The 25806-nt window shown below is 59.7% G+C and carries 26 protein-coding genes; 23 read left to right on the forward strand and 3 right to left on the reverse strand.

Annotation, left to right across the window (positions count from 1 at the left end):
• Positions 1-163 precede the first annotated feature (163 nt).
• Positions 164-679: a DUF2062 domain-containing protein gene (locus tag ACZRKZ_RS02930; protein ID WP_463968385.1), complete on the reverse strand. Its 516-nt coding sequence runs from the start codon at positions 677-679 to the stop codon at positions 164-166.
• Between the two features lie 135 nt (positions 680-814).
• Between ACZRKZ_RS02930 and ACZRKZ_RS02935 the strand changes: the two genes are divergently transcribed.
• The 12 genes from ACZRKZ_RS02935 to ACZRKZ_RS02990 all read left to right on the forward strand — a co-directional run bounded on the left by ACZRKZ_RS02935 (position 815) and on the right by ACZRKZ_RS02990 (position 12302).
• Positions 815-3085 carry a DNA internalization-related competence protein ComEC/Rec2 gene (locus tag ACZRKZ_RS02935; RefSeq protein WP_463980657.1) on the forward strand — a complete coding sequence of 757 codons (2271 nt, stop codon included), beginning with the start codon at positions 815-817 and terminating at the stop codon, positions 3083-3085.
• A 75-nt stretch (positions 3086-3160) separates the two neighbouring features.
• A complete protein-coding gene (locus ACZRKZ_RS02940) occupies positions 3161-3796 on the forward strand; it encodes a MotA/TolQ/ExbB proton channel family protein (protein ID WP_178114498.1) in 636 nt (211 codons plus the stop codon).
• On the forward strand, positions 3793-4221 hold the full coding sequence (locus ACZRKZ_RS02945) for an ExbD/TolR family protein (RefSeq protein WP_463968387.1): 429 nt from the start codon (positions 3793-3795) through the stop codon (positions 4219-4221). The genes ACZRKZ_RS02940 and ACZRKZ_RS02945 overlap by 4 nt, the downstream gene beginning before the upstream one ends.
• Positions 4221-5231 carry a tetraacyldisaccharide 4'-kinase gene (gene lpxK / locus ACZRKZ_RS02950; protein WP_463980658.1) on the forward strand — a complete coding sequence of 337 codons (1011 nt, stop codon included), beginning with the start codon at positions 4221-4223 and terminating at the stop codon, positions 5229-5231. Before ACZRKZ_RS02945 ends, lpxK begins: the two co-directional genes overlap by 1 nt.
• A 24-nt stretch (positions 5232-5255) precedes the next feature.
• Positions 5256-5441, forward strand: coding sequence for a Trm112 family protein (locus tag ACZRKZ_RS02955; RefSeq protein ID WP_003174668.1), 186 nt, complete (start codon positions 5256-5258; stop codon positions 5439-5441).
• Entirely contained in the window at positions 5438-6202 is a 765-nt protein-coding gene (gene kdsB, locus ACZRKZ_RS02960; RefSeq protein ID WP_463980659.1) for a 3-deoxy-manno-octulosonate cytidylyltransferase, read from the forward strand. The genes ACZRKZ_RS02955 and kdsB overlap by 4 nt, the downstream gene beginning before the upstream one ends.
• Entirely contained in the window at positions 6202-6666 is a 465-nt protein-coding gene (locus tag ACZRKZ_RS02965; protein ID WP_463968389.1) for a low molecular weight protein-tyrosine-phosphatase, read from the forward strand. Before kdsB ends, ACZRKZ_RS02965 begins: the two co-directional genes overlap by 1 nt.
• Positions 6663-7682, forward strand: coding sequence for a UDP-N-acetylmuramate dehydrogenase (gene murB, locus ACZRKZ_RS02970; protein ID WP_463980660.1), 1020 nt, complete (start codon positions 6663-6665; stop codon positions 7680-7682). The genes ACZRKZ_RS02965 and murB overlap by 4 nt, the downstream gene beginning before the upstream one ends.
• A 261-nt stretch (positions 7683-7943) precedes the next feature.
• Positions 7944-8414, forward strand: a complete 471-nt coding sequence (locus ACZRKZ_RS02975) for a (2Fe-2S)-binding protein (RefSeq protein WP_463980661.1) — start codon at positions 7944-7946, stop codon at positions 8412-8414.
• Positions 8411-10735, forward strand: a complete 2325-nt coding sequence (locus tag ACZRKZ_RS02980) for a xanthine dehydrogenase family protein molybdopterin-binding subunit (protein ID WP_463980662.1) — start codon at positions 8411-8413, stop codon at positions 10733-10735. The genes ACZRKZ_RS02975 and ACZRKZ_RS02980 overlap by 4 nt, the downstream gene beginning before the upstream one ends.
• Entirely contained in the window at positions 10735-11721 is a 987-nt protein-coding gene (locus tag ACZRKZ_RS02985) for an XdhC family protein (protein WP_463980663.1), read from the forward strand. The genes ACZRKZ_RS02980 and ACZRKZ_RS02985 overlap by 1 nt, the downstream gene beginning before the upstream one ends.
• Positions 11718-12302, forward strand: a complete 585-nt coding sequence (locus ACZRKZ_RS02990; protein WP_463968393.1) for a nucleotidyltransferase family protein — start codon at positions 11718-11720, stop codon at positions 12300-12302. Before ACZRKZ_RS02985 ends, ACZRKZ_RS02990 begins: the two co-directional genes overlap by 4 nt.
• A gap of 65 nt (positions 12303-12367) precedes the next feature.
• On the opposite strand, the gene rne is transcribed toward ACZRKZ_RS02990, so the two are convergent.
• A complete protein-coding gene (gene rne / locus ACZRKZ_RS02995) occupies positions 12368-15523 on the reverse strand; it encodes a ribonuclease E (RefSeq protein ID WP_463980664.1) in 3156 nt (1051 codons plus the stop codon).
• A 758-nt stretch (positions 15524-16281) separates the two neighbouring features.
• Here rne and rluC point away from each other — a divergent pair.
• The 3 genes from rluC to ACZRKZ_RS03010 are packed head-to-tail and all read left to right on the forward strand — an operon-like array spanning position 16282 to position 18901.
• The gene (gene rluC, locus ACZRKZ_RS03000; RefSeq protein WP_149413507.1) at positions 16282-17241 is read left to right on the forward strand and encodes a 23S rRNA pseudouridine(955/2504/2580) synthase RluC; all 960 of its coding nucleotides are present in this window, start codon (positions 16282-16284) and stop codon (positions 17239-17241) included.
• Positions 17228-17890 carry an HAD-IA family hydrolase gene (locus ACZRKZ_RS03005; RefSeq protein WP_463980665.1) on the forward strand — a complete coding sequence of 221 codons (663 nt, stop codon included), beginning with the start codon at positions 17228-17230 and terminating at the stop codon, positions 17888-17890. Before rluC ends, ACZRKZ_RS03005 begins: the two co-directional genes overlap by 14 nt.
• 21 nt (positions 17891-17911) lie before the next feature.
• A complete protein-coding gene (locus ACZRKZ_RS03010; RefSeq protein ID WP_463980666.1) occupies positions 17912-18901 on the forward strand; it encodes a S49 family peptidase in 990 nt (329 codons plus the stop codon).
• Positions 18902-18955: 54 nt separating this feature from the next.
• Here the strand turns inward: ACZRKZ_RS03010 and ACZRKZ_RS03015 are convergent, their stop codons facing one another.
• Complete coding sequence (locus ACZRKZ_RS03015) at positions 18956-19534, reverse strand: Maf family protein (protein WP_463980667.1); 579 nt, start codon at positions 19532-19534, stop codon at positions 18956-18958.
• Positions 19535-19639: 105 nt separating this feature from the next.
• On the opposite strand from ACZRKZ_RS03015, the gene ACZRKZ_RS03020 reads away from it, so the two are divergent.
• The 8 genes from ACZRKZ_RS03020 to pabC all read left to right on the forward strand — a co-directional run bounded on the left by ACZRKZ_RS03020 (position 19640) and on the right by pabC (position 25805).
• Positions 19640-20167, forward strand: a complete 528-nt coding sequence (locus tag ACZRKZ_RS03020; RefSeq protein ID WP_133099186.1) for a YceD family protein — start codon at positions 19640-19642, stop codon at positions 20165-20167.
• Positions 20168-20180: 13 nt separating this feature from the next.
• Positions 20181-20363 (forward strand): 50S ribosomal protein L32, encoded by a 183-nt coding sequence (gene rpmF / locus ACZRKZ_RS03025; RefSeq protein WP_008152339.1) that lies wholly within the window; start codon positions 20181-20183, stop codon positions 20361-20363.
• Positions 20364-20367: 4 nt separating this feature from the next.
• Entirely contained in the window at positions 20368-21378 is a 1011-nt protein-coding gene (gene plsX, locus ACZRKZ_RS03030) for a phosphate acyltransferase PlsX (protein ID WP_463980668.1), read from the forward strand.
• A gap of 128 nt (positions 21379-21506) precedes the next feature.
• Positions 21507-22445 (forward strand): ACP S-malonyltransferase, encoded by a 939-nt coding sequence (gene fabD / locus ACZRKZ_RS03035; RefSeq protein WP_463968399.1) that lies wholly within the window; start codon positions 21507-21509, stop codon positions 22443-22445.
• Positions 22446-22462: 17 nt separating this feature from the next.
• The gene (gene fabG, locus ACZRKZ_RS03040) at positions 22463-23206 is read left to right on the forward strand and encodes a 3-oxoacyl-ACP reductase FabG (RefSeq protein WP_133099183.1); all 744 of its coding nucleotides are present in this window, start codon (positions 22463-22465) and stop codon (positions 23204-23206) included.
• A 192-nt stretch (positions 23207-23398) separates the two neighbouring features.
• The gene (gene acpP, locus ACZRKZ_RS03045; protein ID WP_463980669.1) at positions 23399-23635 is read left to right on the forward strand and encodes an acyl carrier protein; all 237 of its coding nucleotides are present in this window, start codon (positions 23399-23401) and stop codon (positions 23633-23635) included.
• A gap of 110 nt (positions 23636-23745) precedes the next feature.
• Positions 23746-24990, forward strand: coding sequence for a beta-ketoacyl-ACP synthase II (fabF, locus tag ACZRKZ_RS03050; protein ID WP_463980670.1), 1245 nt, complete (start codon positions 23746-23748; stop codon positions 24988-24990).
• The gene (gene pabC / locus ACZRKZ_RS03055) at positions 24990-25805 is read left to right on the forward strand and encodes an aminodeoxychorismate lyase (protein ID WP_463980671.1); all 816 of its coding nucleotides are present in this window, start codon (positions 24990-24992) and stop codon (positions 25803-25805) included. Before fabF ends, pabC begins: the two co-directional genes overlap by 1 nt.
• Position 25806: the final 1 nt, after the last annotated feature.

Here is a 25806-nt window from a genome sequence, read left to right on the forward strand (position 1 = left end):
GATCGAAATTCTTCGCGGGCGTCCGGCTCGCGACACTTGCGCAGTGTAGCCATTCGCAGGGCCGGGAATCTTGCAAAATGAATATGCGAGACGAAGAACGAGCCATTGAAACTCGATGACGGTGCAGGGGTTGCGAGCGAATCGAGGAGAGATCGTTGCCTGGCTACAGGTTGCGCTGTTTGCGCTTTTTCCACTGCCGGCCAACCCACCACCGCCAATAGACCATGGTCAAACAATAGGCCAACGCTCCCAGTACCAACCCCAACACCACCGAGCCCAGCAGAAACGGTTGCCAAAGCGTCGATAACTGCCCGCTGATCCATTCCCAGGTCAACTCGTCGGGAAGGCCGCGGGGCGGTACGTTCATCAGCCAAGTACCGGTCATGTAGGTGCAGAAGAACACCACTGGCATAGTAATCGGGTTGGTCAGCCAAACAAGACTGACGGCGAGCGGCATATTGCCGCGCACGGCAATGGACAGGACCGCGGCCAGCAACATCTGCAAGGGAATGGGGATAAACGCGGCAAACAGGCCCACGGCCATGGCCCGGGCCACAGAGTGCCGATTGAGGTGCCAAAGGTTTGGGTCATGCAGCAGCGTGCCAAGAAAGCGTAAGGATTTGTGTTCCCTGATGCTGGTCGGGTCGGGCATGTACCGTTTGAATAAGCGCCGTGGCATAAGGGGTCCAGGTCAGTTCGAGGGGCAAGTATGCCCGTATTCCATGAACGGGAAATTCAGACTTTGTGACAAAAAATCATACTCCGCGTAGCCGGTTTGGCTAAGACTCAATGGGTCACTTTCAAGGAATGACTCATGCGCACAGGGATGTTCGCGCTCGCGTTGGGGCTACTTGCCTTGCGGTTCTTGCCGGCGTTGCCGCCGGTTGGCTGGCTGCTGGTCCTGCTGGTCCTGGCGTTGATGCTACTGCCATTTCGCACGTATCCATTGGCTTTTTTTCTGCTGGGGTTGAGTTGGGCCAGCTTCAGCGCACAGTGGGCGCTGGATGACCGGCTTGCACAGAAACTGGATGGCCAGACTCGTTGGCTGGAAGGTCGCGTCACCGGGCTGCCGCAACAAAATGGCGACGTAGTGCGCTTTGAACTGAGCGATAGCCGGTCGCGCAAGGACAAGCTGCCCAAGCTCATCCGTGTGGCCTGGCATGGAGGTCCCCCGGTTCACAGTGGCGAGCGTTGGCGCCTGGCTGTCACCCTCAAGCGTCCGTCCGGCTTGCTCAATGCCCATGGTTTTGACTATGAAGCCTGGCTATTGGCCCAGCGCATCGGCGCTACGGGTTCGGTCAAGGATGGCCAGCGCCTGGCGCCCGCCCGGCATGCCTGGCGCGATACGATTCGCCAGCGCCTGTTGGCCGTGGATGCCCAAGGCCGTGCAGCAGGGCTGGCTGCACTGGTACTGGGGGATGGTTCCGGGTTGGCGCCCGAGGATTGGCGCATATTGCAAGACACCGGCACTGTGCATTTGCTGGTGATCTCCGGCCAGCACATCGGGCTGTTGTCGGGGTTGATCTATGGACTGGTCGCCGGGCTGGCCCGTTACGGTTGTTGGCCGAGACGATTGCCGTGGTTGCCCTGGGCTTGTGTCCTGGCGTTCGCCGCAGCACTGGCCTATGGCTTGCTGGCGGGTTTTGAAGTGCCGGTGCAACGGGCCTGTGTGATGGTCGGCTTGGTATTGTTGTGGCGCCTGAGGTTTCGTCACCTGGGCATCTGGTGGCCGCTGTTGCTGGCGCTCAACGCTGTCTTGATCCTGGAACCATTGGCGAGCCTGCAACCGGGGTTCTGGTTATCCTTTGCCGCCGTGGCGGTGCTGGTTCTGGCGTTCAGCGGGCGGCTGGGTCCCTGGCGAGCCTGGCAGGCCTGGACCCGCGCCCAGTGGTTGATTGCTATCGGTCTGTTCCCATTGTTGCTGATACTCGGCTTACCCATCAGCTTGACTGCGCCCCTGGCTAATCTGTTTGCGGTGCCGTGGATCAGCGTGGTGGTGTTACCCCTGGCACTACTGGGTACGGTCTTGTTGCCAGTGCCTTATATTGGCGAATCCCTCTTGTGGCTGGCGGGCGGCACCCTTGATTGGCTATTCAGGGCCCTGGCGCTGTTGGCGGAGCATTTTGCGGCCTGGGTCCCTGTCGAGGTGTCTTTCGGGTATTGGCTGGTGAGCCTGGTGGGGGCGGTGTTGTTATTGATGCCCAAAGGTGTTCCGTTTCGCCTGCTGGGCTGGCCGATGCTGCTGTTGGCGGTGTTCCCACCCCGTGAATCGATCCCCAGCGGGCAGGTTGATGTGGTGCAACTGGATGTCGGGCAGGGGTTGGCGATCGTACTGCGTACCCGCAACCACGCCTTGGTGTATGACGCAGGGCCTCGGTTTGGCGAGTTCGACCTTGGCGCACGCGTAGTGTTGCCTTCCCTGCGCAAGATGGGTGTATCGCAGTTGGACTTGATGCTGCTCAGTCATGCCGATGCTGATCACTCCGGTGGTGCGGCGGCCGTTGCTCAGGGGTTACCCGTCAAGCGTGTGGTAGGCGGAGAAACTAACGGGTTGCCCGCTTTCCTGGGTACTCAACCTTGTGTCAGCGGTGAGCAATGGGAATGGGATGGGGTGAGGTTTGAGTTATGGCAGTGGCCGGATGCCCGCAGCGGCAACCAGAAATCCTGTGTGCTGCAGATAGTGGCCAACGGCGAGAGACTGCTGCTGACCGGAGATATCGACCGCGAGGCAGAGAGGGCGCTGCTGGCCACGTCACTGGCGGTCAGTACTGACTGGCTGCAAGCACCTCATCATGGTAGTCGCAGCTCTTCTTCATGGCCTCTATTGCAGCGGCTCGTGCCCAAGGCCGTACTGATCTCTCGTGGTCGCGGCAACGCGTTTGGCCATCCGCATCCTCAGGTGCTGGAGCGTTACCGGGCCTTGGGCAGTGCCATTTATGACAGTGCCGAAATGGGCGCCCTGCGCCTGCAATTGGGCACTTTTCAGAAGCCAGTAGCCGCTCGCGGCCAGCGCCGGTTCTGGCGAGAGGTTCCGACAATGCCAGCGGTAATCGACCGTAACCAAAGACCGGCGCCTGCGACATGATGGCCGCGGGCAGGTAGGCCCTTGCGCGCAACCCTATATGCTAAAGTGGCGCACTTTTTCGAAGGGGCGTTCACTGTGTGGGAATTGGTCAAGTCCGGCGGCTGGATGATGTTGCCGATCATTATGAGCTCCATCGCCGCACTCGGTATCATCGCCGAACGCTTGTGGACCCTGCGCGCCAGCCGCGTGACCCCGCCCCATCTGCTGGGGCAGGTCTGGCGCTGGATCAGGGACAAGCAACTGGGCAAGGACAAGCTCAAGGAGCTGCGGGCCAACTCCCCCTTGGGCGAGATCCTGGCCGCGGGGCTGGCCAACTCCAAGCATGGCCGCGAGATCATGAAGGAATGCATCGAAGAAGCTGCTGCCCGGGTCATCCATGAACTGGAGCGCTACATCAATGCCTTGGGCACCATCGCCGCCATGGCGCCGCTGCTTGGGTTGCTCGGCACGGTGCTGGGGATGATCGATATCTTCAGTTCCTTTATGGGCTCTGGCATGACCACCAACGCCGCTGTGCTGGCCGGGGGCATCTCCAAGGCCTTGATCACCACGGCCGCAGGCCTGATGGTCGGTATTCCGGCAGTGTTCTTTCACCGATTCCTGCAACGCCGGATCGATGAGCTGGTGGTGGGCATGGAGCAGGAAGCCATCAAGCTGGTGGAAGTGGTGCAGGGCGACCGTGATGTCGATCTGGTTGAGGGCAAAGCGTGAAATTTCGCCGCAAGCAACGGGAAAACGTCGATATCAACCTGGCGTCGTTGATCGACGTGGTGTTCATCCTGCTGCTGTTTTTTGTCGTGACCACCACCTTTACCCGGGAAACCCAACTGCGGGTCGATCTACCGGAAGCCGTCAGCGGCTCGCCGGCGCCAGACTCGCAGGCCAAGCAACTGGACATCGCCATTAGCGTCGATGGAGTGTTTTCGGTGAATAACCAATTGCTGGAGAAAAACGATCTGGCCAGCCTGATGGATGCACTCCAGAAAGAGTCCGGCGGTGATACGCAGCTGCCGCTGTCCATCAGCGCTGATGGCAAGACCCAGCACCAGGCCGTGATCACCGCGATGGACGCCGCCGGCAAGCTTGGCTTCAGCCATTTGCGCATGACCACCGTCGAGGCGGCGGGCCAACCCTGATGAGCATGTCTGATCGTTTGCTGCGCGCCTGGTACACCGGCCATCCCGCCCTCAAGCTCTTGCAGCCGCTGGAATGGCTGTATCGCCGGGTTGTGCGGCGCAAGCGTGAACGCTTCCTGGCGGGCGAGGGCGAGATCTATCAGTCGCCGGTGCCGCTGGTGGTGGTCGGTAATATCACCGTCGGTGGCACGGGCAAGACGCCGTTGATTCTCTGGTTGATCGACCACTGCCAGCGCAGCGGTTTGCGGGTCGGCGTGGTCAGCCGCGGTTACGGCGCCAAGCCGCCGCAGTTACCCTGGCGGGTTGAAGCTAGCCACAGCGCCGAGGTCTCGGGCGACGAACCACTGTTGATCGTGCAGCGCAGCGGCGTCCCGCTGATGATCGACCCCGACCGTAGTCGCGCCGTGCAGGCGCTGTTGGCCAGCGAAACACTGGACCTGATTCTTTCCGACGATGGTCTGCAGCACTACCGATTGGCCCGTGACCTGGAACTGGTGCTGATCGACGCGGCCCGAGGCCTGGGCAATCGCCGGTGCCTGCCGGCGGGGCCGTTGCGCGAGCCGGTGGAACGCTTGCAAAGCGTCGATGCGCTTCTTTATAACGGCGCAGGCTCGGATCGTGATGATGGTTTTGCCTTCCGTCTGCTGCCCACCGCGCTGGTCAATTTGCAAACCGGCGAGCGCAAGCCTCTGGATCATTTTCCGCTGGGCCAGCGCGTCCACGCTGTCGCTGGCATTGGTAACCCGCAACGTTTCTTCAATACCCTTGAAACGCTACACTGGCTGCCGATACCCCATGCTTTTGCTGACCATGCGTCCTACAGCGCTGAGGTTCTGAGTTTCACGCCGTCACTGCCGCTGGTCATGACCGAGAAGGACGCGGTGAAGTGCCGCGCCTTTGCGCAAGCCCACTGGTGGTACCTTGCGGTGGATGCGGCACCGTCACCGGCGTTCGTCGCCTGGTTCAATACGCAATTGATGCGTCTGCTGCCTGCTCGCCTTTTGCCTTAAAACGCTTTTATCCAGGAAACATTCATGGACACCAAACTGCTCGACATCCTCGCTTGCCCGATCTGCAAAGGCCCGCTCAAGCTCAGCGCCGACAAAACCGAGCTGATCAGCAAGGGTGCCGGCCTGGCTTACCCGATCCGTGATGGCATCCCGGTGATGCTGGAAAGCGAAGCCCGCACCTTGACCACCGACGAGCGCCTGGATAAATGACCACCGCCTTCACCGTTGTCATCCCGTCCCGTTACTCCTCCACCCGTCTGCCGGGCAAGCCGCTGCAGATGATCGGCAGCAAGCCGATGATCCAGCTTGTCTGGGAACAGGCCTGCAAAAGCAGCGCCGAACGGGTGGTGGTGGCCACTGATGACGTGCGCATCATTGAAGCTTGCAAAGCGTTTGGCGCTGAAGCGGTGCTGACCCGTGAAGATCACAACTCCGGCACTGACCGCTTGGCCGAAGTGGCCACGCACCTGGGGCTGGCGCCTGACGCCATTGTGGTCAACGTGCAAGGTGACGAGCCGTTGATTCCCCCTGGTGTCATCGATCAGGTGGCGGCCAACCTGGCGGCCCACGCTGAAGCACGTATGGCGACCTTGGCCGAGCCGATCGAAGACATTGAAACGCTGTTCAACCCGAACGTGGTGAAAGTGGTCAGCGACATTAATGGCCTGGCGCTGACGTTCAGTCGTGCCATCTTGCCGTGGGCGCGCGATGATTTCGCCAAAAGCCGTGACGTATTGCCGGCGGGCGTGCCGTATCGCCGCCATATCGGTATCTACGCTTACCGCGCCGGTTTCCTCCATGACTTCGTCAGTTGGGGCCCATGCTGGCTGGAGAACACCGAATCCCTGGAGCAACTGCGTGCACTATGGCACGGCGTGCGTATTCACGTGGGTGATGCCCTGGAAGCGCCGCCGGCCGGTGTCGATACCTTTGAAGACCTTGAGCGCGTCCGTCGCCTGCTGGGGGCCTGATGGAGGTTTTGTTCGTCTGCCTGGGCAATATCTGCCGCTCGCCCACCGCAGAAGGTGTACTGCGCCACAAATTGCGCGAAGCCGGGCTGGCTGGGCAGGTTGAAGTCGCCTCGGCTGGCACTGGCGAATGGCACATTGGCAAGGCGCCGGACAAGCGCAGCCAGCGCGCGGCGCTACAGCGGGGCTACGACCTGTCGGCCCAGCGCGCGCAGCAGGTGTCGCGTGCCGATTTTGCCCGCTATGACCTGATCCTCGCCATGGACGAGAGCAACCTGCGTAACCTCAAGGCCATGCAGCCTGCTCAAGGCAAGGCGGATCTGGACCTGTTTCTGCGCCGTTACGACTCGGCGGTGGACGAGGTGCCAGACCCGTACTACGAGGGCGAGCAAGGCTTCGAACGGGTCCTGGACCTGATCGAGCACGCCTGTGATTTGTTGGTGATTGAATTGAAGGGGCGGTTATGACCTTGCAAGTGCAGGCGCAGGTTTCGCTCAAGGCATTCAACAGCTTTGGTATCGATGTGCGTGCCCAGTTGTTTGCCGAGGCCCGCAGTGATGCCGATGTTCGTGAAGCCCTGGCCTACGCTGCCGGGCAACAATTGCCGTTGCTGGTGATTGGCGGCGGCAGCAACCTGCTGCTGACCCAGGACATTAAGGCCATGGTGTTGCGCATGGCTACCCAGGGTATTCGGGTGGTGCACGATGATGGCGTTCATGTGGTTGTCGAAGCCGAAGCTGGCGAAGCCTGGCATCCGTTTGTGTTGTGGACCCTGGAGCACGGTTTTTCCGGCCTGGAAAACCTCAGCCTGATTCCTGGTACGGTCGGCGCGGCGCCGATGCAGAACATTGGCGCCTACGGTGTGGAGATCAAGGACATGTTTGCCGGCCTCACCGCGCTGGATCGCCAGACCGGCGAGCTGCGGGATTTCAGCCTGGACGAATGTAACTTTGCCTACCGCGATAGCTTGTTCAAACATGAAGTCGGGCGCTGGTTGATCTTGCGGGTGCGTTTTGCCTTGAGTCGCGCTGTGCACTTGAAGCTCGAATATGGTCCGGTGCAACAGCGTTTGGCCGAGCAGGGGATTACCCAAGCGACGCCAAGCGATGTCAGTCGGGCGATTTGCAGCATTCGCAGCGAGAAACTGCCTGACCCGGCGGTGCTGGGCAATGCCGGCAGCTTTTTCAAGAACCCCTTGGTTTCCCAGGCCTTGGCTGCCCGGCTGCAGGCACTGTACCCGGATCTGGTGGCCTACCCTCAGGCGGGCGGGCAGATGAAGTTGGCAGCTGGCTGGTTGATTGATAAGGCCGGTTGGAAAGGCTTTCGCGACGGCGATGCCGGCGTGCATCGCTTGCAGGCCCTGGTGCTGGTCAATTACGGCGCGGCAACGGGCCTGGAAATTTCCAATCTGGCGCAACGAATCCAGCAGGACATTGCCCAGCGCTTCCAGGTTGATCTGGAAATGGAGCCCAATCGCTATTGAGCTACGCTTCTTCAAGAATGAATCAAGCCCTGCATTGCAGGGCTTTTTTTTACTCTTCACACCGCTCTGCTTGCTGGGTTAACTTAGCTGGCTAACGATGTTTGTTTATCGTTCTATAGACGCTGTTTATCAAAGGCCCGGTGAAGATCCGTCTTCACAAGAGAGCCCGACTAGCCTGAGTCAATCTGCGTGTACCAACTCTACTCTACCCCTGGCGGCAGATTGCTCGACCCCATAACCCATAAATATGCGGGCGTGCCCATGATTACCCTGAAGCTCAACGGTCAAGACCATCAACTGGACGTCACCGAGGATATGCCGCTGCTGTGGGCCATCCGCGATGTGGCCGGTTACAACGGCACCAAGTTTGGCTGCGGCATGGGCCTGTGTGGCGCGTGCACCATTCATATCGACGGCTCGCCCGCCCGCAGTTGCATCACCCCGATTGGCGCGGTCAAGGGCCAGAACATCAGCACCATCGATAACCTGCACACTGACCCTGTCGGCCAAGTGGTTCAACAAGCCTGGCTGGACACCGCCGTGGCCCAATGCGGCTACTGCCAGGGCGGCCAAATCATGTCCGCCACCGCGTTGCTGAAAACCAACCCCAATCCCAGCGACGAGCAGATTGAAGAGGCGATGGTCGGCAATATCTGCCGTTGTGGCACTTACAACCGGATCAAGACCGCGATCCGCCAGGCCGCCACGCACCTGCAGGGGATCAAGGCATGAGCCAGTTGCCCAATGATTTCAAACTGAACAACCTCAGCCGCCGTGGCTTCCTCGCAGGCGTTGGCGTTACCGGTGCTCTGGTTATCGCCGCCAGTTGGGGTTTGCCCGATGCATTTGCCGAAGACGCGGTGAAGAAATACGGCGGCGACGCCATGCCCAATGGCGTGATCGACGATCCCAAGGTCTACGTCAGTATTGCCACCGACGGCACCGTTACCGTGATCTGTAACCGCTCGGAAATGGGCCAGGGCGTGCGCACCAGCCTGACCCTGGTAGTGGCCGATGAATTGGATGCCGATTGGGCGCTCGTAAAGGTTCAGCAGGCCCCGGGTGACGAAGTGCGTTTCGGCAACCAGGACACCGATGGCTCACGCAGCATGCGTCACTGGTATGAGCCGATGCGTCGGTGCGGTGCTGCCGTGCGGACCATGCTGGAGCAGGCCGCTGCCGAGCAGTGGAAAGTTCCGGTGGGCGAGTGCCGCGCGCAATTGCATAAAGTCATTCACCAGCCCAGCGGCCGCGAACTGGGCTATGGCGCCCTGGCCGCTGCCGCCGGTGCGCTGGCGGTGCCGGCTCGCGACGGTTTGCGGCTCAAGCAGCCGTCGGAGTTTCGCTACATCGGCAAGGAAGGCACCAAAGCCATCGACGGTGCCGACATCGTCAACGGCCGCGCGGTGTATGGCGCCGACGTGCATTTCGATGGCATGTTGTTCGCCACCATTGCCCGTCCGAAGGTCTATGGCGGGAAGGTCAAATCCTTCGATGCCAGCGCGGCATTGAAGATCCCGGGTGTGCTCAACGTGCTGGAAATCGAAAGCCGGCCTTTGCCGTCGGAATTCCAGCCTTTGGGCGGCGTAGCAGTTGTCGCCAGCAATACCTGGGCGGCGATCAAGGGTCGCGAAGCCTTGCAGATTGTTTGGGATGACGGCATCAACGCCGGCTACAACTCCATCGACTACCGCAAGGAACTGGAAGCTGCCGCGTTGAAACCCGGCAAAGTGGTGCGCAACACCGGCAGTATCGATCAGGCCCTGAGCGACGCCGACAGCACCCTCGAAGCCGCTTACTACTTGCCGCACCTGGCTCAGTCGCCGATGGAACCGATGGTGGCCATCGCCCGATTCGACAAGGGGCAGTGCGAAGCCTGGGCGCCAAGCCAGGCACCACAAGTCAGTCGTGAGCGAATCGCTGAGCGGCTAGGGCTGCCTTTCGATAACGTCACGCTGAATGTCACGCTGTTGGGCGGCGGTTTTGGTCGCAAGTCCAAACCCGACTTCATCGTCGAAGCGGCAATCCTGGCCAAGGCGTTTCCTGGCAAGGCGGTGCGCGTGCAGTGGACGCGTGAGGACGATATCCACAATTCCTACTTCCATACCGTGTCCGCTGAGTACCTCAAGGCCGGCCTGAACAAGGACGGCATGCCGTCGGGCTGGCTGCACCGCACGGTGGCGCCGAGCATCACCGCGCTGTTTGCCCCCGGCATGAACCATGAGGCCGCATTCGAGCTGGGCATGGGATTTACCAACATGGCCTACGCGATTCCCAATGTGCGCCTGGAAAACCCTGAAGCGGTGGCCCATACCCGGGTTGGCTGGTACCGCTCGGTATCGAATATTCCCCACGGCTTTGCAATTCAGAGCTTTGTAGATGAATTGGCCCACAAGGCAGGTCAAGACCCGTTGAAGTACCAGCTGAAATTGCTGGGCCCGGATCGTCAGATCGATCCCAAAACCTTGAGCGATGAGTGGAACTATGGCGAATCGCCAGAGCGCTATCCCATCGACACCGCACGCTTGCGTGGCGTACTGGAAACCGCTGCCAAAGCCGCTGGTTGGGGTCGCAAGCTACCCAAGGGTCGTGGGCTGGGTCTGGCGGTGCACTACAGTTTTGTCACCTACGTGGCAGCGGTGATCGAGGTGGAAGTCAAAGACGACGGCACCCTGATCGTGCACAAGGCGGACATTGCCGTTGACTGCGGCCCGCAGATCAATCCGGAGCGCATCCGCTCGCAGTTCGAGGGTGCTTGCGTGATGGGGCTGGGCAATGCGGTGCTGGGAGAAATCAGCTTCAAGGACGGCAAGGTCCAGCAGGACAACTTCCATATGTACGAAGTGGCTCGGATGTCCCTGGCGCCCAAGGAAATCGCCGTGCACCTGGTCACGCCAAAAGGCGATGTACCGTTGGGCGGTGTCGGTGAGCCGGGTGTGCCGCCGATTGCACCGGCGCTGTGCAATGCAATCTTCGCCGCTACGGGCAAGCGTATCCGTAATTTGCCGGTCCGTTATCAATTGCAGGGTTGGCAGCAGGAGGCGAAGGGCTGATGGACAGTGTCGATCTGAACGTCTTGCGCAGTGTGCTGGAGTGGCGCCGGGCTGGGCAGCAGGTGGTGCTGTACAGCGTGGTCCAGACCTGGGGCAGTGCGCCGCGCCCACCGGGGGCCATGTTGGCCTTGCGGGGCGATGGGGTGGTGATTGGTTCGGTCTCTGGCGGGTGCATTGAAGACGACTTGATCGCCCGTTCGCAGGACGGACGCTTGCCCGACGATGGGCCGCCAGTGCAACTGGTGACGTATGGCGTCACGCGAGATGACGCGGCGCGTTTTGGTTTGCCTTGTGGCGGAACCTTGCGTCTCACGGAGGAACGGGTGACCGATGCGGGTTGGGTGGCCGAGTTGCTGGCACGCTGTGAGGCCCATGAGGTCGTCGCCAGAGAGTTGGACCTGGCGACCGGCGAAGTCATCTTGAGCCCCGCAGACAAGACCGACACCGTGAGTTTTGACGGTGAGCGCCTGCGGGCCATTTACGGTCCTCGCTGGCGCTTGCTGTTGATCGGTGCCGGTCAGTTGTCGCGCTACGTGGCAGAAATGGCTCGGTTGCTGGATTTCGAAGTGCTGATCTGCGATCCGCGCAAGGAGTTCGTCTACGGTTGGGAAGAACAGCACGGGCGCTTCGTGCCGGGTATGCCCGATGACGCGGTGCTCAATATCCAGACTGACGAGCGCACGGCCATTGTCGCGTTGACCCACGATCCGCGCCTGGACGATATGGCGCTGCTCACGGCGCTGAACTCCAGGGCGTTCTACATTGGTGCTTTGGGTTCGCGGGTCAACACTCAAAAACGTCGGGACAACTTGGCAGCCCTGGGGTTGACGACGGATGCGATCGCTCGTCTGCATGGCCCTATCGGTTTGCATATCGGTAGCCATACCCCGGCGGAGATCGCTTTGTCGTTGATGGCGGAGATCGTCTCCATCAAGAACGGGATTGATTTGTTGCAAAAGAAACCGTTGCAGGTGGCAGTCAGTTGACGGGCTCAATCACAGCCATTGTCCTGGCAGCAGGACAAGGCAGCCGATTTCGGGCTGTGGCGGATCAGGACAAGTTGCTGGCGCCTTGCGTGGGTCGTGATGGGGTGATGCGACCGATGATTGAGCAGGTGCTGGTAAATCTACCGCCCAGCGTTGCAAAGCGTTGGGTGGTGACGTCGCCGGATCGAAGCGAGGTTATTCGTCTGGCACAGGCTTATGGTTGTGAGGTGCTCCTTTTGCGTTCAGCAGGCATGGGCGACAGCATCGCAGCGGCGGTGTCGGCCAGTGCTTCAGCCACTGGCTGGCTGGTGGTGTTGGGGGATATGCCATTTATCCTGCCGTCGAGCATCGAGCAGGTGGTTGCGGGACTTGGGCAAGATGGCATCAGCGTTCCCGTTCAGGGCGGTGAGTACGGTCACCCGGTTGGCTTTGGTCTCTCCTTTGGCCCTGCATTAATGGCATTGACTGGCGATCGTGGGGCGAAGCCGCTGTTTGCCCAGGCATTAGTGCGAGAAGTGCCAGTCGATGATCCTGGGGTATTGTGGGATGTAGATGTGCCAGGGTTGCTGCATTTCCGGTAACAATCGTCAGACATAAAAAAGCCCCGCCTGATCACTCAGGCGGGGCTTTTTAGTGGCCGATGGAATCAGGCGAGGGGTTTAGGCTCGTGCTCTTCTTCCAGGGCTTCTACCACTTCCTCAGCGGAACGCAGGTTCTCGTCGATGGCGGGGGCAGTGTGCTCAACCACGGCTTCGGCTGCCGGGGCAGGAGCCTCGACCACTTCAGCGACAACCGGTGCAGCTACTGGAGCAGCAGCGGCAGCCAGTTCGGCTTCCTTGCGGCGACGACGCACTTCACGCGGGTCGTTTGGTGCGCGGCCATTTTCGGTCAGGGCGCTGGCCGGAGCTTCAATTACCGGAGCGGCAACTTCGGCAACCACTGGCGCTTCTTCGACGACCGGAGCTGCAACAACTACTGGCTCGGCGGTGATGACTTCAGCAACTGGCGCTGGAGTTTCTTCTACCGGGGCAGGCGCTGGTGCTTCGAAAGCGGCGGCGGGTTCGGCAGTCCATTGGAAGGCAGTCTGTTCTTCGCGAACTTCACGCACTTCTGGGGTTGCTTCGACCACTGGCGTTTCGACAGCGGTTTCAACGGCCGGCTGTTGTTCAACAACAACGGTAGGCTCGGATACCACTTCGGCTTCAGGCTGAGGCTCGCGAACTTCGCGAATTGGCGCAACTTCCACTTCAGTAGTTGCTGGCGTCGAGGCTTCAACAACTGGCGTCTCAACTACAGCGTTTTCCTGTATAGCAGCAGTGGCGCGTTCAGCCTGCTCGTTGGCTTGGGCTTCAGCGGGTGCGCTGATGACCGAGCGGGCAACGGCAGCGGTAACGGCCAGGCCAGCGGCCAGTTCGGCACTGGTTGGTTCGCTGTCGTCGTCGTTGGCTTCGCCGGTCTCTTCGGAGCCTTCGATCACGTTGCCGTTGGCATCACGTTGACGCTCGCGACGGTTGCTGCGACGACGCTGGCCACGGGAGCGGCGGCGTGGACGATCGCCTTCGGCGTTGTCCTGACCGTCTTCCTGCAGTTGTTCTTCGTTGGACAGCAGTTCTTCTTCTTCGCTGGCGGTAACAGCCTGTTCGGCGTGAGGTTGACGCTCTTCACGCGGTGCACGTGGAGCACGTTCTTCACGCGGCTGGCGAGCTGGGCGTTCTTCGGTCGAAGCAACAGCGGCGACGGTCGGAGCGGCATCCAGCGGTTCGCGCAGTTCACGCACACGTTCTTCACGCTCGCCACGAGGCTTGCGGTCTTCACGAGGTGCACGAGGTGCGCGTGGTGCACGTTCTTCACGAGGCGCACGTTCTTCGCGGGCTACGACCGGAGTTTCTTCACGGGCTTCACGTGGCTGGCGCTCTTCACGTGGTGCGCGTTCTTCACGCGGAGCACGTTCTTCGCGAGGCTTGCGCTCTTCGTCACGGCGACCGTTACGGTTGCGGCTCTGCTGGCGACCGTTGCGACGCTCTTCATTGCGAGCAGGGCGTTCGGTGGCTGGCTTCTCGACGACAACTGGAGCAGCAGGCTCTTCCTTGGTGGCGAACAGGCTGACCAGCGACTTCACCAGACCCTTGAACAGGCTTGGCTCCGGCAGGGCGGCAGGTGCTGCAACCGGGGCGACATCTTCAACCGGAACCGGTGCGTTGGCACGGGCCGGTGCGGTCTTGACGGCCGCTTCCTGACGAACCAGGGTGCGGGTCGCGGCGGCTGGCTGGACTTCTTCCACTTCGGCAGCGGCAGCAGCGATTTCGTAGCTGGACAGATTGACGTGGGCTTCCGGGCTGTCATCACGCAGGCGCTGCACTTCGAAGTGCGGCGTTTCGAGGTGATCGTTCGGCAGGATGACGATGCGGGCACGGGTGCGCAGTTCGATCTTGGTGATCGAGTTGCGTTTTTCGTTGAGCAGGAAGGCTGCAACCGGAATCGGCACCTGGGCGCGGACTTCGGCGGTGCGGTCTTTCAGGGCTTCTTCTTCGATCAGGCGCAGGATCGCCAGGGAGAGCGATTCAACGTCACGGATGATGCCGGTGCCGTTGCAACGTGGGCAAACGATGCCGCTGCTTTCGCCGAGCGAAGGACGCAGGCGCTGACGGGACATTTCCAGCAGGCCGAAGCGCGAGATGCGGCCAACCTGTACGCGGGCACGGTCGGCTTCCAGGCATTCGCGGACTTTCTCTTCCACGGCGCGCTGGTTCTTGGCAGGGGTCATGTCGATGAAGTCGATGACGATCAGGCCGCCGATGTCGCGCAGGCGCAACTGACGGGCGATTTCTTCGGCGGCTTCAAGGTTGGTCTGCAGTGCGGTTTCTTCGATGTCGCTGCCTTTAGTGGCGCGCGCCGAGTTGATGTCGATGGACACCAGGGCTTCGGTCGGATCGATAACGATGGAGCCACCGGAAGGCAGTTCAACGACGCGCTGAAAAGCGGTCTCGATCTGGCTTTCGATCTGGAAACGGTTGAACAGCGGGACGCTGTCTTCGTACAGCTTGATCTTGCTGGCGTACTGCGGCATCACCTGGCGGATGAAGGTCAGAGCTTCGTCCTGGGCTTCAACGCTGTCGATCAGCACTTCGCCGATATCCTGGCGCAGGTAATCGCGGATGGCGCGGATGATCACGTTGCTTTCCTGATAGATCAGGAAAGGCGCGGAACGATCCAGGGACGCTTCTTTGATAGCGGTCCACAGTTGCAGCAGGTAATCGAGGTCCCACTGCATTTCTTCGCTGCTGCGGCCCAGGCCGGCAGTGCGCACGATCAAGCCCATGTCGGCCGGAGCGATCAAGCCGTTCAGCGCTTCACGCAGTTCGTTGCGCTCTTCACCTTCGATGCGGCGGGAAATACCACCGGCACGTGGGTTGTTCGGCATCAGAACCAGATAGCGGCCAGCCAGGCTGATGAAGGTGGTCAGGGCGGCGCCCTTGTTGCCACGTTCTTCTTTTTCCACCTGAACGATGACTTCCTGGCCTTCGCTCAGGACGTCCTTGATGTTCACGCGGCCTTCAGGAGCTTTCTTGAAGTATTCGCGGGAGATTTCTTTGAGGGGCAGAAAGCCGTGGCGCTCGGAGCCGAAATCGACAAAGGCAGCCTCAAGGCTTGGTTCGATACGAGTAATCCGGCCTTTATAGATGTTGGCCTTCTTTTGCTCGCGTGCACCGGACTCAATATCCAGGTCGTAGAGGCGTTGGCCGTCTACCAGTGCAACACGCAACTCTTCGGGTTGAGTTGCGTTAATCAGCATTCTTTTCATGTTATACCGTCGGTTTCCGGGCTGCCGGAAACGGCGTTCGGCACACACGACTTCTCACGGTCGGTGTCAGGTGCGTCAAGAGTGGTTGGCCACTCCAGTGTCCAGCGACATCTGTCCAATGGGACAAAGTCGCGACGGACGCGTCCTGCTTGTTTGCTGTGGTGACTAACGCACCACTTAAACAAAAGCTAAGGTCAGGAGGAGGAATCAACCGGCGACTGTGGACGAGATGAAGCGTCTAAATATAAGCCTAGTGCTACACAGTCCGACGGTTGTGCATCTCCACCCTACACGTATCCCTGATAATTCGGGTGCTGCCGCGCGCAGAATCCGCAGCGGGTTGGCATTTACCGTGTTCTCCAATGGGGAGACCACGCTCATGGCTAAACAAGACCGGGTGTGGGCAACTGTGCTCTCACTCAGCTCGTAACAGGCGTTGTTTCCGAAGCATTCGCCGTGGTCTGGTTCAAGACTGACTGCACTTTGTGAACTGGCCGTAAATATCGGCGCAAAAGGCGAGTAATTGCTCTGCTCTTTGCACTCGCTTCAGGCCTCATGTCACCTGCGCTTGTTACAATCTTGAGCCTTCCAAGGTGGCGAAAGCCCCGTAGGACGGCCTCGCGTCCTGATGAATTGCGATGGTCAGGGCCGGCTGTTTACCGTTAGTCCTCTGTCCAGGCCGCTTTTGGCGACGTTCGCGACTATAGCAGCAATGATTAAGTGCTTCAATTCCATAAAAAATTGTTATCATTCCCGCCATGACGACTACCGCCCCCCAGACCCCCAGCGTCCAGCTGCTTGAGGTCTCGCCGGAATATGCCGGCCAACGCATCGACAACTTTCTTCTTGCCAGGCTCAAAGGCGTGCCCAAGACCTTGATTTATCGCATTTTGCGTAAGGGCGAAGTGCGCGTGAACAAGGGCCGGATCAAGCCCGAGTACAAGTTGCAGGCGGGCGATATCATCCGTGTGCCCCCGGTACGGGTGCCTGAGCGCGACGAGCCCGTTCCCCTGGCTCAGGGGCTGTTGCAGCGCCTTGAGGCGTCGATTATCTTCGAAGATAAGGCGCTGATCGTGATCAACAAGCCTGCCGGCATTGCCGTGCACGGGGGCAGCGGCCTCAACTACGGGGTGATCGAAGCCTTCCGTCAGTTGCGCCCTGATACCAAGGAGCTGGAGTTGGTCCATCGCCTGGACCGTGATACCTCCGGCCTGCTGATGATCGCGAAAAAGCGCAGCATGTTGCGCCATCTGCACGCCGCCCTGCGCGGTGACGGTATCGATAAACGCTATATGGCCCTGGTCCGTGGCAACTGGGCGACGTCGATCAAGAGCGTGCGAGCGCCGTTGCAGAAGAGCAACCTGCGCTCCGGCGAGCGCATGGTCGAGGTGAACGAGGAGGGCAAGGAAGCGCTGACCCTGTTCAAGGTGCTGCGTCGCTTTGGTGACTTCGCAACGATGGTTGAGGCCAAGCCCATTACGGGTCGTACCCACCAGATTCGCGTTCATACCCTGCATGCGGGTCACTGCATTGCCGGTGATACCAAGTACGGTGACGAGGGTTTCTCCAAGGAAATCCGCGACCTGGGCGGCAAGCGCTTGTTCCTGCACGCCTATATGCTGACTGTGCCGCTGCCCGATGGTGGCGAACTGAAGCTACAAGCGCCTGTCGATGAAATGTGGGCCAAGACCGTGGAGCGCCTGAGTGTCGCGCCTTGACTACAAGCTGCTGATCTTTGATTGGGATGGCACCCTGTGCGATTCCATTGGTCGGATTGTGGAATCGATGCATGCGGCTTCGACGCGTTCTGGGTACGAGCTGTGCAGCGACCTGGCAGTCAAGGGCATTATCGGCCTGGGCTTGCCGGAAGCAATCCGCACCCTGTATCCGCAGATTGGCGACGATGAGCTGGTAGCGTTTCGTCAGTGCTATGCCGATCACTACATGGCTCTGGATGCCCTGCCTTCGCCGCTGTTTGAGGGGGTGGTGCAGTCCATGGAAACGTTCCGTGCCGAGGGCTATCACTTGGCGGTGGCCACCGGCAAGGCCCGTCGCGGGCTGGACCGGGTGCTCAAGGCGCATGGCTGGGAAGATTATTTTGATGTCACTCGTGCTGCGGATGAAACCACCAGCAAGCCTCATCCTCTGATGCTTGAGCAGATCCTCGCTCATTGTGGCGTGTCGCCCCGTCAGGCGTTGATGGTGGGTGATGCGTCGTTCGATCTGATGATGGCGCGCAATGCCGGAATGGACTCCGTGGCGGTCGGCTACGGCGCTCAGTCTGGCCAAGCCTTGCAGGCGTATGAGCCAAGGCTGACGATTGACCGTTTTGCTGAATTGCAGGCCTGGCTCAGCCGGGATAGTTAAGTATTTGCTGGGGTGGATGGAATGACCGATGAGTGGAAAGCGCCTGAGAAGGCCAGTGCCGATAGCGGCGATGACAAAAGTTGGAAGCTGCTGGAGAAAACCTTGCTGGCCAGTGTTCAGGAGCAGCGTCGCTCCCGGCGTTGGGGGATCTTTTTCAAGTTCCTGACCTTTATTTACCTGTTGGGAATGCTGGCGCTGTTCAGTCCGCTGGTGGATATGGAGAAAAGCGCCACCCGTAGCGGTAATTACACGGCATTGATCGAAGTGCGCGGGGTGATTGCCGACAAGGAGTCTGCCAGCGCCGACAATATCGTCAGCAGCCTGCGGACGGCTTTTGAGGACTCCAAGGTCAAGGGCGTGATTCTGCGCATCAATAGCCCGGGCGGCAGCCCGGTGCAGTCGGGTTACGTGTATGACGAGATTCGTCGCCTGCGCGCCTTGCACCCGGACATCAAGCTGTACGCGGTTATTTCCGACCTGGGGGCTTCTGGTGCCTACTACATCGCCAGTGCCGCTGATCAGATTTACGCCGACAAGGCCAGCCTGGTGGGTTCCATTGGTGTGACGGCGGCCGGCTACGGCTTTGTTGGCACCATGGAGAAGCTGGGTGTTGAGCGCCGCACCTACACGTCTGGCGAGCACAAGTCGTTCCTGGATCCGTTCCAGCCGCAAAAGGCTGACGAAACCCAGTTCTGGCAGGGCGTGCTGGATACCACTCATCGGCAGTTCATTGCCAGCGTCAAGCAAGGGCGCGGTGATCGGCTCAAGGATAAAGATCATCCGGAGCTGTTCTCCGGGTTGGTCTGGTCGGGTGAGCAAGCGCTACCGCTGGGCTTGATCGATGGCCTGGGCAGTGCCAGTTCAGTAGCGCGCGATGTGATTGGCGAGAAAGAGCTAGTGGATTTCACGGTCCAGGAATCGCCGTTTGATCGCTTCTCGAAAAAGCTCGGCGCTAGTGTGGCCGAGCAGTTGGCGATGTGGATGGGCTTTCAAGGGCCGACCTTGCGCTGATTGCCACCGCTCAATAGAGGCCGGCCCTTGTGGCCGGTTTTCTGTTTTGGCGGGTTACGGAATCTGTATGCCTTCGGCCAGCAACATATCTACCAGTCGAATCAGCGGCAAGCCCACCAGGCTGGTCGCGTCAGGGCCTTCAGTGCTTTGAAACAGGCTCACCCCCAAGCCTTCGGCCTTGAAGCTGCCTGCGCAGTCGTAGGGCTGTTCAATGCGCAGGTAGCGCTCGATGCGTGTGGCGTCGAGCGTGCGCATGTGCACGGTAAAGGGGATGCAGTCGACCTGACAGTGCCCGGTGTTGCTGTTCAGTACGGCCAGGCCGGTGAGAAAACTGACGCGCTTGCCACTGGCTGCCAGCAGTTGCTCGCGGGCGTTTTCGAAGGTGTGGGGCTTGCCGATGATTTTTCCGTCGAGTGCGGCTACCTGATCCGATCCGATGATCAAGTGGCCTGGATGGCTGTCAGCAAGGGCGCGGGCTTTTTCTTCGGCCAGGCGCTTGACCAGCTCTATGGCGGACTCGTCCGGTCGGTGGCTTTCGTCGATATTGGGCGAACTGCAGATGAACGGCAGGTGCAAGCGGTTCAACAATTCCCGACGATAAATCGAGCTTGAAGCAAGTAATAACGGCAGCATGGGCGTCTCCTCAAGGCAGTCGCGGATTCTAGCGAGGTGGTCGGGTGACGGACAGGGCTGAATTTCCTTTGACATGGCTGGGTGCATCCCTATAATGCTGCGCCTATGTTGAATGACCCGATTCCACCTCACGTTGACCCGCGCAAATTGGCTGATCGTGGCACCACCCTTCAAGGTGAACTGCTGCTGGCCGATTTGGAGAGACTCTGCGACCCGCTTTCCGACACTGTCGGTACGGTGCAGGCTAAATTTATTTTTGAGCGAGATGAACGTAAGTCTGTGGTAATCCACAGCTTTATCGACACCGAGGTTAAAATGGTTTGCCAGCGTTGTCTTGAGCTGGTCACCCTGCCGATCCACAGCGAATGCAGTTATGTTGTGGTGAAAGAGGGTGCGAATACCCAGTCGTTGCCGAAAGGTTATGACGTTCTGGAACTGGGCGAAGATCCTTTGGATCTGCAGTCACTGGTCGAGGAGGAGCTTTTGCTTGCCTTGCCCATTGTGCCTGCTCATCATCCGGAAGAATGCCAGCAGCCGGCGGGTCTCGATGAGCCCGAACCGAGCGAGGACGAGGTAACGCGGTCCAACCCGTTCAGTGTATTGGCGCAGTTAAAGCGTGACCCAAACGTTTAGGAGTTAATCAATTATGGCTGTTCAGCAGAACAAAAAATCCCGCTCTGCCCGTGACATGCGTCGTTCGCACGACGCCCTGACGGCTAGCACTCTGTCTGTAGAAAAAACCACCGGTGAAATTCACCTGCGTCACCACGTATCGCCAGAAGGCGTATACCGTGGCCGTAAAGTGATCGACAAGGGCGCTGACGAGTAATCACTTGTCTGCTCAAGTCATCGCGATTGACGCAATGGGCGGGGACTTCGGTCCCCGCAGCATTGTTCAGGCCAGCATTGCTTGCCTGTCTGCCACACCCTCGCTGCACCTGACCCTCGTCGGTCAACCCTCCCTACTTGAAGAACTGATTGCCAGCCATCCGCCTGTGGATCGCGTGCGCCTGACGATTACGGCCGCCAGCGAAACCATCGGTATGGATGAAAAGCCTGCGCAGGCCTTGCGTGGCAAGCCGGACTCTTCCATGCGCGTAGCGCTTGAGTTGTTGCGCGATGGCAAGGTCCAGGCCGTGGTCAGCGCCGGCAATACCGGGGCCTTGATGGCCTTGTCGCGCTATGTGCTGAAGACCCTGCCAGGGATTGACCGACCGGCGATGGTGGCGGCGATTCCGACTCAGCGTGGCTATTGCCAATTGCTGGACCTGGGGGCAAATGTCGATTGCAGTGCCGAGAATCTGTTGCAGTTTGCTGTGATGGGCTCCGTGGCGGCCGAAGCGTTGGGTGTTGTCCGGCCTCGGGTTGCCTTGCTGAATATCGGCACAGAGGACATCAAGGGCAATCAGCAAGTCAAGCTGGCCGCCAGCCTCCTGCAAGGTGCGCGGGGCTTGAACTACATCGGGTTTATCGAAGGTGACGGTTTGTATCGCGGCGAAGCGGATGTGGTGGTGTGCGACGGTTTTGTCGGCAATATCCTGCTCAAGTCCAGCGAGGGGCTGGCCACCATGATTGCCGCGCGCATCGAGACGTTGTTCAGGAAGAACCTGGCTTCGCGTCTGGTGGGCGCCTTGGCGCTGCCGTTGATGCGGCGTCTGCAGGCCGACCTGGCGCCAGCGCGGCATAATGGCGCGAGTTTTCTCGGCTTGCAGGGGATAGTGGTGAAAAGTCACGGTTCAGCGGGGGTGCAGGGCTTTCAAAGTGCCATTCAGCGTGCATTGATCGAAATCCAGGAAAGCCTGCCGCAACGCTTGCACGGCCGTCTTGAGGATCTGTTGCCTTAGGTGAATTGGTCCGGGAATGCTTACAATGTGACCGGCCAGTTCAATTGACCATCCAATTTGTCAGTTTCTTGCGCTCCCACCTGTGGGGCGTCAATTCACCGACGACCAGATCATTAGGGGCTTGTTACATGTCTACATCCCTCGCATTCGTCTTTCCAGGGCAGGGTTCGCAGTCCCTCGGCATGTTGGCCGAGTTGGGCGCGCAATATCCGCTGATTCTGGAAACCTTCAAGGAAGCTTCCGACGCCCTGGGTTACGACCTTTGGGCGCTGACCCAGCAGGGGCCGGAAGAACAGCTCAATCAAACTGACAAGACCCAGCCGGCCATTCTCACCGCCTCTATCGCGCTGTGGCGTCTTTGGCTGGCTGAGGGTGGTGTGCGCCCGGCCTACGTTGCTGGCCATAGCCTGGGCGAATACAGCGCCCTGGTGGCGGCTGGAAGCCTGACCCTCGGTGAAGCGGTCAAGCTGGTAGAGCGTCGCGGCCAACTGATGCAAGAGGCTGTTCCAGCCGGGCAGGGTGGCATGGCTGCCATTCTCGGTCTGGAAGATGCTGACGTGATTGCAGCCTGCGCCGAAGCGGCCCAGGGCGAAGTGGTCAGCGCCGTCAACTTCAACTCGCCAGGCCAGGTGGTGATCGCCGGTGCCAAGGCCGCTGTCGAGCGCGCCATTGAAGGCTGCAAGGCCCGTGGTGCCAAGCGTGCGCTGCCGCTGCCAGTCAGTGTGCCGTCCCACTGCGAACTGATGCGCCCGGCTGCCGAGCGCTTTGCGCAGGCGGTCGCCGCGATCAACTGGCAGGCGCCGCAGATCCCGCTGGTGCAAAACGTTAGCGCTGCCGTTGCCCCAGACCTGGAAGCCCTCACGCGTGATTTGCTTGAGCAGCTGTACAAGCCAGTCCGTTGGGTCGAATCGATCCAGGCCTTGGCTGCTCAAGGTGCCACCCAGTTGGTCGAATGTGGTCCAGGCAAAGTCCTGGCCGGCCTGAACAAGCGCTGCGCCGAAGGCGTGTCGACTTCCAATCTCAATACCCCGGATGCCTTCGCTGCCGCTCTTGCGGCACAGGCCTGAAATAAGGAGAAGCCTGCATGAGTCTGCAAGGTAAAGTTGCACTGGTGACCGGCGCAAGCCGCGGGATTGGCCAGGCTATCGCCCTGGAACTGGGGCGCCTGGGCGCTGTAGTCATCGGCACCGCGACCTCCGCCGCCGGCGCCGAGCGTATCGCCGCGACCTTGAAGGAAAACGGCGTTCAAGGCACGGGCCTTGAGCTCAATGTGACCAGTGACGAATCAGTCGCAGCGGTATTGGCCGAAATATCGGCGCAATTCGGCGTGCCGGCTATTCTGGTCAACAATGCCGGTATCACCCGCGATAACCTGATGATGCGCATGAAAGACGACGAGTGGCATGACGTTGTCGACACCAACTTGAACAGTCTGTTTCGCCTGTCCAAGGGGGTTTTACGTGGCATGACCAAGGCGCGTTGGGGGCGAATTATCAATATTGGCTCGGTAGTAGGTGCCATGGGCAACGCAGGCCAAGTAAACTACGCAGCCGCCAAGGCAGGTCTGGAAGGTTTCAGTCGTGCATTGGCGCGTGAAGTCGGCTCGCGGTCGATTACGGTCAACTCGGTGGCCCCTGGGTTCATCGATACCGATATGACCCGCGAATTGCCTGAAGCACAGCGTGAAGCCTTGCTGACGCAGATTCCGCTGGGCCGTCTGGGCCAGGCTCAAGAGATCGCGAATGTGGTCGCTTTCCTGGCATCCGACGGTGCGGCATACGTGACTGGGGCTACAATCCCGGTTAACGGCGGGATGTACATGAGTTAAATTGTGACGGATCGCTTCAAAAAAATGTCATACGAGCTGTCTAAAATCCGTTATAAAGCTGCAATCTATTTATAGGCAGATGGCCAATAGGGTACGAGGGTGAAGCTTTCAGTTGAAAAGCTGAAAAGTCTTTCTATACACTTACCCACTGGCCAGCTGCCTGAATTTGTCCATTAGGAGTGAAAACAAGGTATGAGCACCATCGAAGAGCGCGTCAAGAAAATCGTTGCTGAGCAACTGGGCGTTAAAGAAGAAGAAGTGGTAAACACTGCTTCCTTCGTTGAAGACCTGGGTGCCGACTCCCTTGACACCGTTGAGCTGGTGATGGCTCTGGAAGAGGAATTCGAGACCGAAATCCCTGACGATGAAGCTGAAAAAATCACTACCGTTCAAGCTGCTATCGATTACGTTACTGGCCACCAGGCGTAATAGTTTGTAATCGTCGCTTGCTGTGATGGAAAAACCGCACTGCCCTATGGCGTGCGGTTTTTTCCTTTAAGCCTGATGCAAAGTGTCGTCATTAGAAAAAGGAGAGTGCTGTGTCGCGTAGACGCGTCGTAGTCACCGGTATGGGTATGTTGTCGCCACTGGGCACGGATGTGCCGAGCAGTTGGCAGGGCATTCTGGCTGGCCGCAGTGGTATTGGTCTGATTGAACATAGGGACCTTTCTGCCTATTCCACCCGTTTTGGCGGCTCGGTAAAGGGCTTCAATGTCGAGGAATATCTCTCGATCAAGGAGTCCCGTAAACTCGACCTGTTCATTCAATACGGTTTGGCAGCAGGTTTTCAGGCGGTGCAAAATGCCGGCCTGGAAGTAACCGACGCCAACCGTGAGCGCATCGGCGTGGCTATGGGTTCGGGTATTGGTGGTCTGACCAATATCGAAGAAACCAGCCGCACCCTGCACGAATCCGGGCCTCGTCGAATTTCACCGTTCTTCGTGCCAGGTTCGATCATCAATATGATTTCTGGTTTCCTGTCCATCCACCTGGGTGCGCAGGGGCCTAACTACGCCATTTCCACAGCCTGTACCACAGGTACTCACTGCATCGGCATGGCGGCGCGCAATATTGCCTATGACGAGGCCGACGTGATGATCGCCGGTGGCGCCGAGATGGCCGCCTGCGGGCTGGGCATGGGCGGCTTTGGTGCTTCCCGTGCGCTGTCGACTCGTAATGACGAGCCGGACCGTGCCAGCCGTCCGTGGGACAAGGGCCGTGATGGGTTCGTGCTGTCCGACGGTGCCGGTGCGCTGGTCCTCGAAGAGCTGGAGCACGCCAAGGCCCGTGGCGCTACCATCTACGCCGAGCTGATCGGATTCGGCATGAGCGGTGACGCCTACCACATGACGTCGCCACCGGCTGACGGTGCGGGTGCAGCACGCTGCATCACCAATGCGCTGCGGGATGCGAAGATCAACGTCGACCAGGTGCAATACATCAACGCCCACGGCACTTCGACGCTGACTGGCGACTTGGCGGAGGCTGAGGCCATCAAGTCGGTGTTCGGCGATCACGCCTACAACCTGGCGGTCAGTTCCACCAAGTCCATGACCGGTCACCTTTTAGGTGCGGCGGGCGCGGTCGAGGCGATCTTCAGCGTGCTGGCGATCAAGGATCAGGTCGCGCCGCCGACCATTAACCTTGATGAGCCAGACGAAGGCTGTGACTTGAACTTCGTGCCTCACGAGCCGCAGAAGATGCCGATCGACGTGGTGTTGTCCAACTCGTTCGGTTTTGGTGGCACCAACGGTTCCCTGGTGTTCCGCCGGTTCGCCGAGTGATGCACAGCTGGGTCGACGGTCAGCCAGCGGACACAGTGCCTCTGAAAGATCGCGGCCTGGCATACGGCGATGGCTTGTTTGAAACCATTGCCGTCAAGGCCGGGCGCCCCGTGCTGCTCGACCGCCACCTGCAGCGCCTCGCCGAAGGCTGCAGGCGTTTGGCGATTGTTGCGGATCAGAACCTGATCCGCAGCGAATTGCTGAGCTATGCCGCCGCACTGGGCGATGGTGTACTCAAGCTGATCCTGACCCGAGGCGACAGCCAGCGCGGTTATGGCATTCAACCTGGCGCAACTGCGCGCCGTATTCTGCAGGGCAATCCGCCCGCTACTTATCCAGAGACGCATGCTTTATCGGGCATACGCCTGTTTCCGTGCGCCACCCGTTTGTCCGAGCAACCCGTGCTCGCGGGTCTCAAACATCTCAACCGTCTGGAACAGGTGATTGCCCGTTCCGAGTGGCAGGATGCCGATCACGCCGAAGGTTTGATGCTGGATATTTCCGGTCGAGTCATCGAAGGCGTCTTCAGCAATCTGTTCCTGGTTCGTGACGGCATGTTGCTGACCGCTGATTTGAATCGCTGTGGCGTCGCCGGCGTCATGCGGGCCGAGGTGTTGGCCCAGGCGGGTACGTTGGGTATCCCGGTGAACGTCACCGATATCAGCCTTGAACAGTTGCAGCAGGCGGACGAAGTCTTTGTTTGCAACAGCGTATATGGCATTTGGCCGGTGCATGGATGTGGGGTGATGAGCTGGTCGATTGGGCCACTCACCCGTAAACTGCAAGGCATTGTTCGCGCGCTATTGGATATTTGAT

Source organism: Pseudomonas sp. c313, assembly GCF_055407145.1.

What these genes read in the sequence shown, in the direction of transcription:
- ACZRKZ_RS02980 (WP_463980662.1), top strand. Translation starts at nt 8,411, where the DNA reads ATGAGCCAGTTGCCCAATGATTTCAAACTGAACAACCTCAGCCGCCGT.
- fabG (WP_133099183.1), top strand. Translation starts at nt 22,463, where the DNA reads ATGAGTCTGCAAGGTAAAGTTGCACTGGTGACCGGCGCAAGCCGCGGG.
- murB (WP_463980660.1), top strand. Translation starts at nt 6,663, where the DNA reads ATGACCTTGCAAGTGCAGGCGCAGGTTTCGCTCAAGGCATTCAACAGC.
- ACZRKZ_RS02935 (WP_463980657.1), top strand. Translation starts at nt 815, where the DNA reads ATGCGCACAGGGATGTTCGCGCTCGCGTTGGGGCTACTTGCCTTGCGG.
- acpP (WP_463980669.1), top strand. Translation starts at nt 23,399, where the DNA reads ATGAGCACCATCGAAGAGCGCGTCAAGAAAATCGTTGCTGAGCAACTG.
- ACZRKZ_RS03020 (WP_133099186.1), top strand. Translation starts at nt 19,640, where the DNA reads ATGTTGAATGACCCGATTCCACCTCACGTTGACCCGCGCAAATTGGCT.
- ACZRKZ_RS02955 (WP_003174668.1), top strand. Translation starts at nt 5,256, where the DNA reads ATGGACACCAAACTGCTCGACATCCTCGCTTGCCCGATCTGCAAAGGC.
- pabC (WP_463980671.1), top strand. Translation starts at nt 24,990, where the DNA reads ATGCACAGCTGGGTCGACGGTCAGCCAGCGGACACAGTGCCTCTGAAA.
- ACZRKZ_RS03010 (WP_463980666.1), top strand. Translation starts at nt 17,912, where the DNA reads ATGACCGATGAGTGGAAAGCGCCTGAGAAGGCCAGTGCCGATAGCGGC.
- ACZRKZ_RS03015 (WP_463980667.1), bottom strand. Translation starts at nt 19,534, where the DNA reads ATGCTGCCGTTATTACTTGCTTCAAGCTCGATTTATCGTCGGGAATTG.
- ACZRKZ_RS02965 (WP_463968389.1), top strand. Translation starts at nt 6,202, where the DNA reads ATGGAGGTTTTGTTCGTCTGCCTGGGCAATATCTGCCGCTCGCCCACC.
- rpmF (WP_008152339.1), top strand. Translation starts at nt 20,181, where the DNA reads ATGGCTGTTCAGCAGAACAAAAAATCCCGCTCTGCCCGTGACATGCGT.
- ACZRKZ_RS02930 (WP_463968385.1), bottom strand. Translation starts at nt 679, where the DNA reads ATGCCACGGCGCTTATTCAAACGGTACATGCCCGACCCGACCAGCATC.
- ACZRKZ_RS02975 (WP_463980661.1), top strand. Translation starts at nt 7,944, where the DNA reads ATGATTACCCTGAAGCTCAACGGTCAAGACCATCAACTGGACGTCACC.
- lpxK (WP_463980658.1), top strand. Translation starts at nt 4,221, where the DNA reads ATGAGCATGTCTGATCGTTTGCTGCGCGCCTGGTACACCGGCCATCCC.
- ACZRKZ_RS02985 (WP_463980663.1), top strand. Translation starts at nt 10,735, where the DNA reads ATGGACAGTGTCGATCTGAACGTCTTGCGCAGTGTGCTGGAGTGGCGC.
- kdsB (WP_463980659.1), top strand. Translation starts at nt 5,438, where the DNA reads ATGACCACCGCCTTCACCGTTGTCATCCCGTCCCGTTACTCCTCCACC.
- rne (WP_463980664.1), bottom strand. Translation starts at nt 15,523, where the DNA reads ATGAAAAGAATGCTGATTAACGCAACTCAACCCGAAGAGTTGCGTGTT.
- fabD (WP_463968399.1), top strand. Translation starts at nt 21,507, where the DNA reads ATGTCTACATCCCTCGCATTCGTCTTTCCAGGGCAGGGTTCGCAGTCC.
- rluC (WP_149413507.1), top strand. Translation starts at nt 16,282, where the DNA reads ATGACGACTACCGCCCCCCAGACCCCCAGCGTCCAGCTGCTTGAGGTC.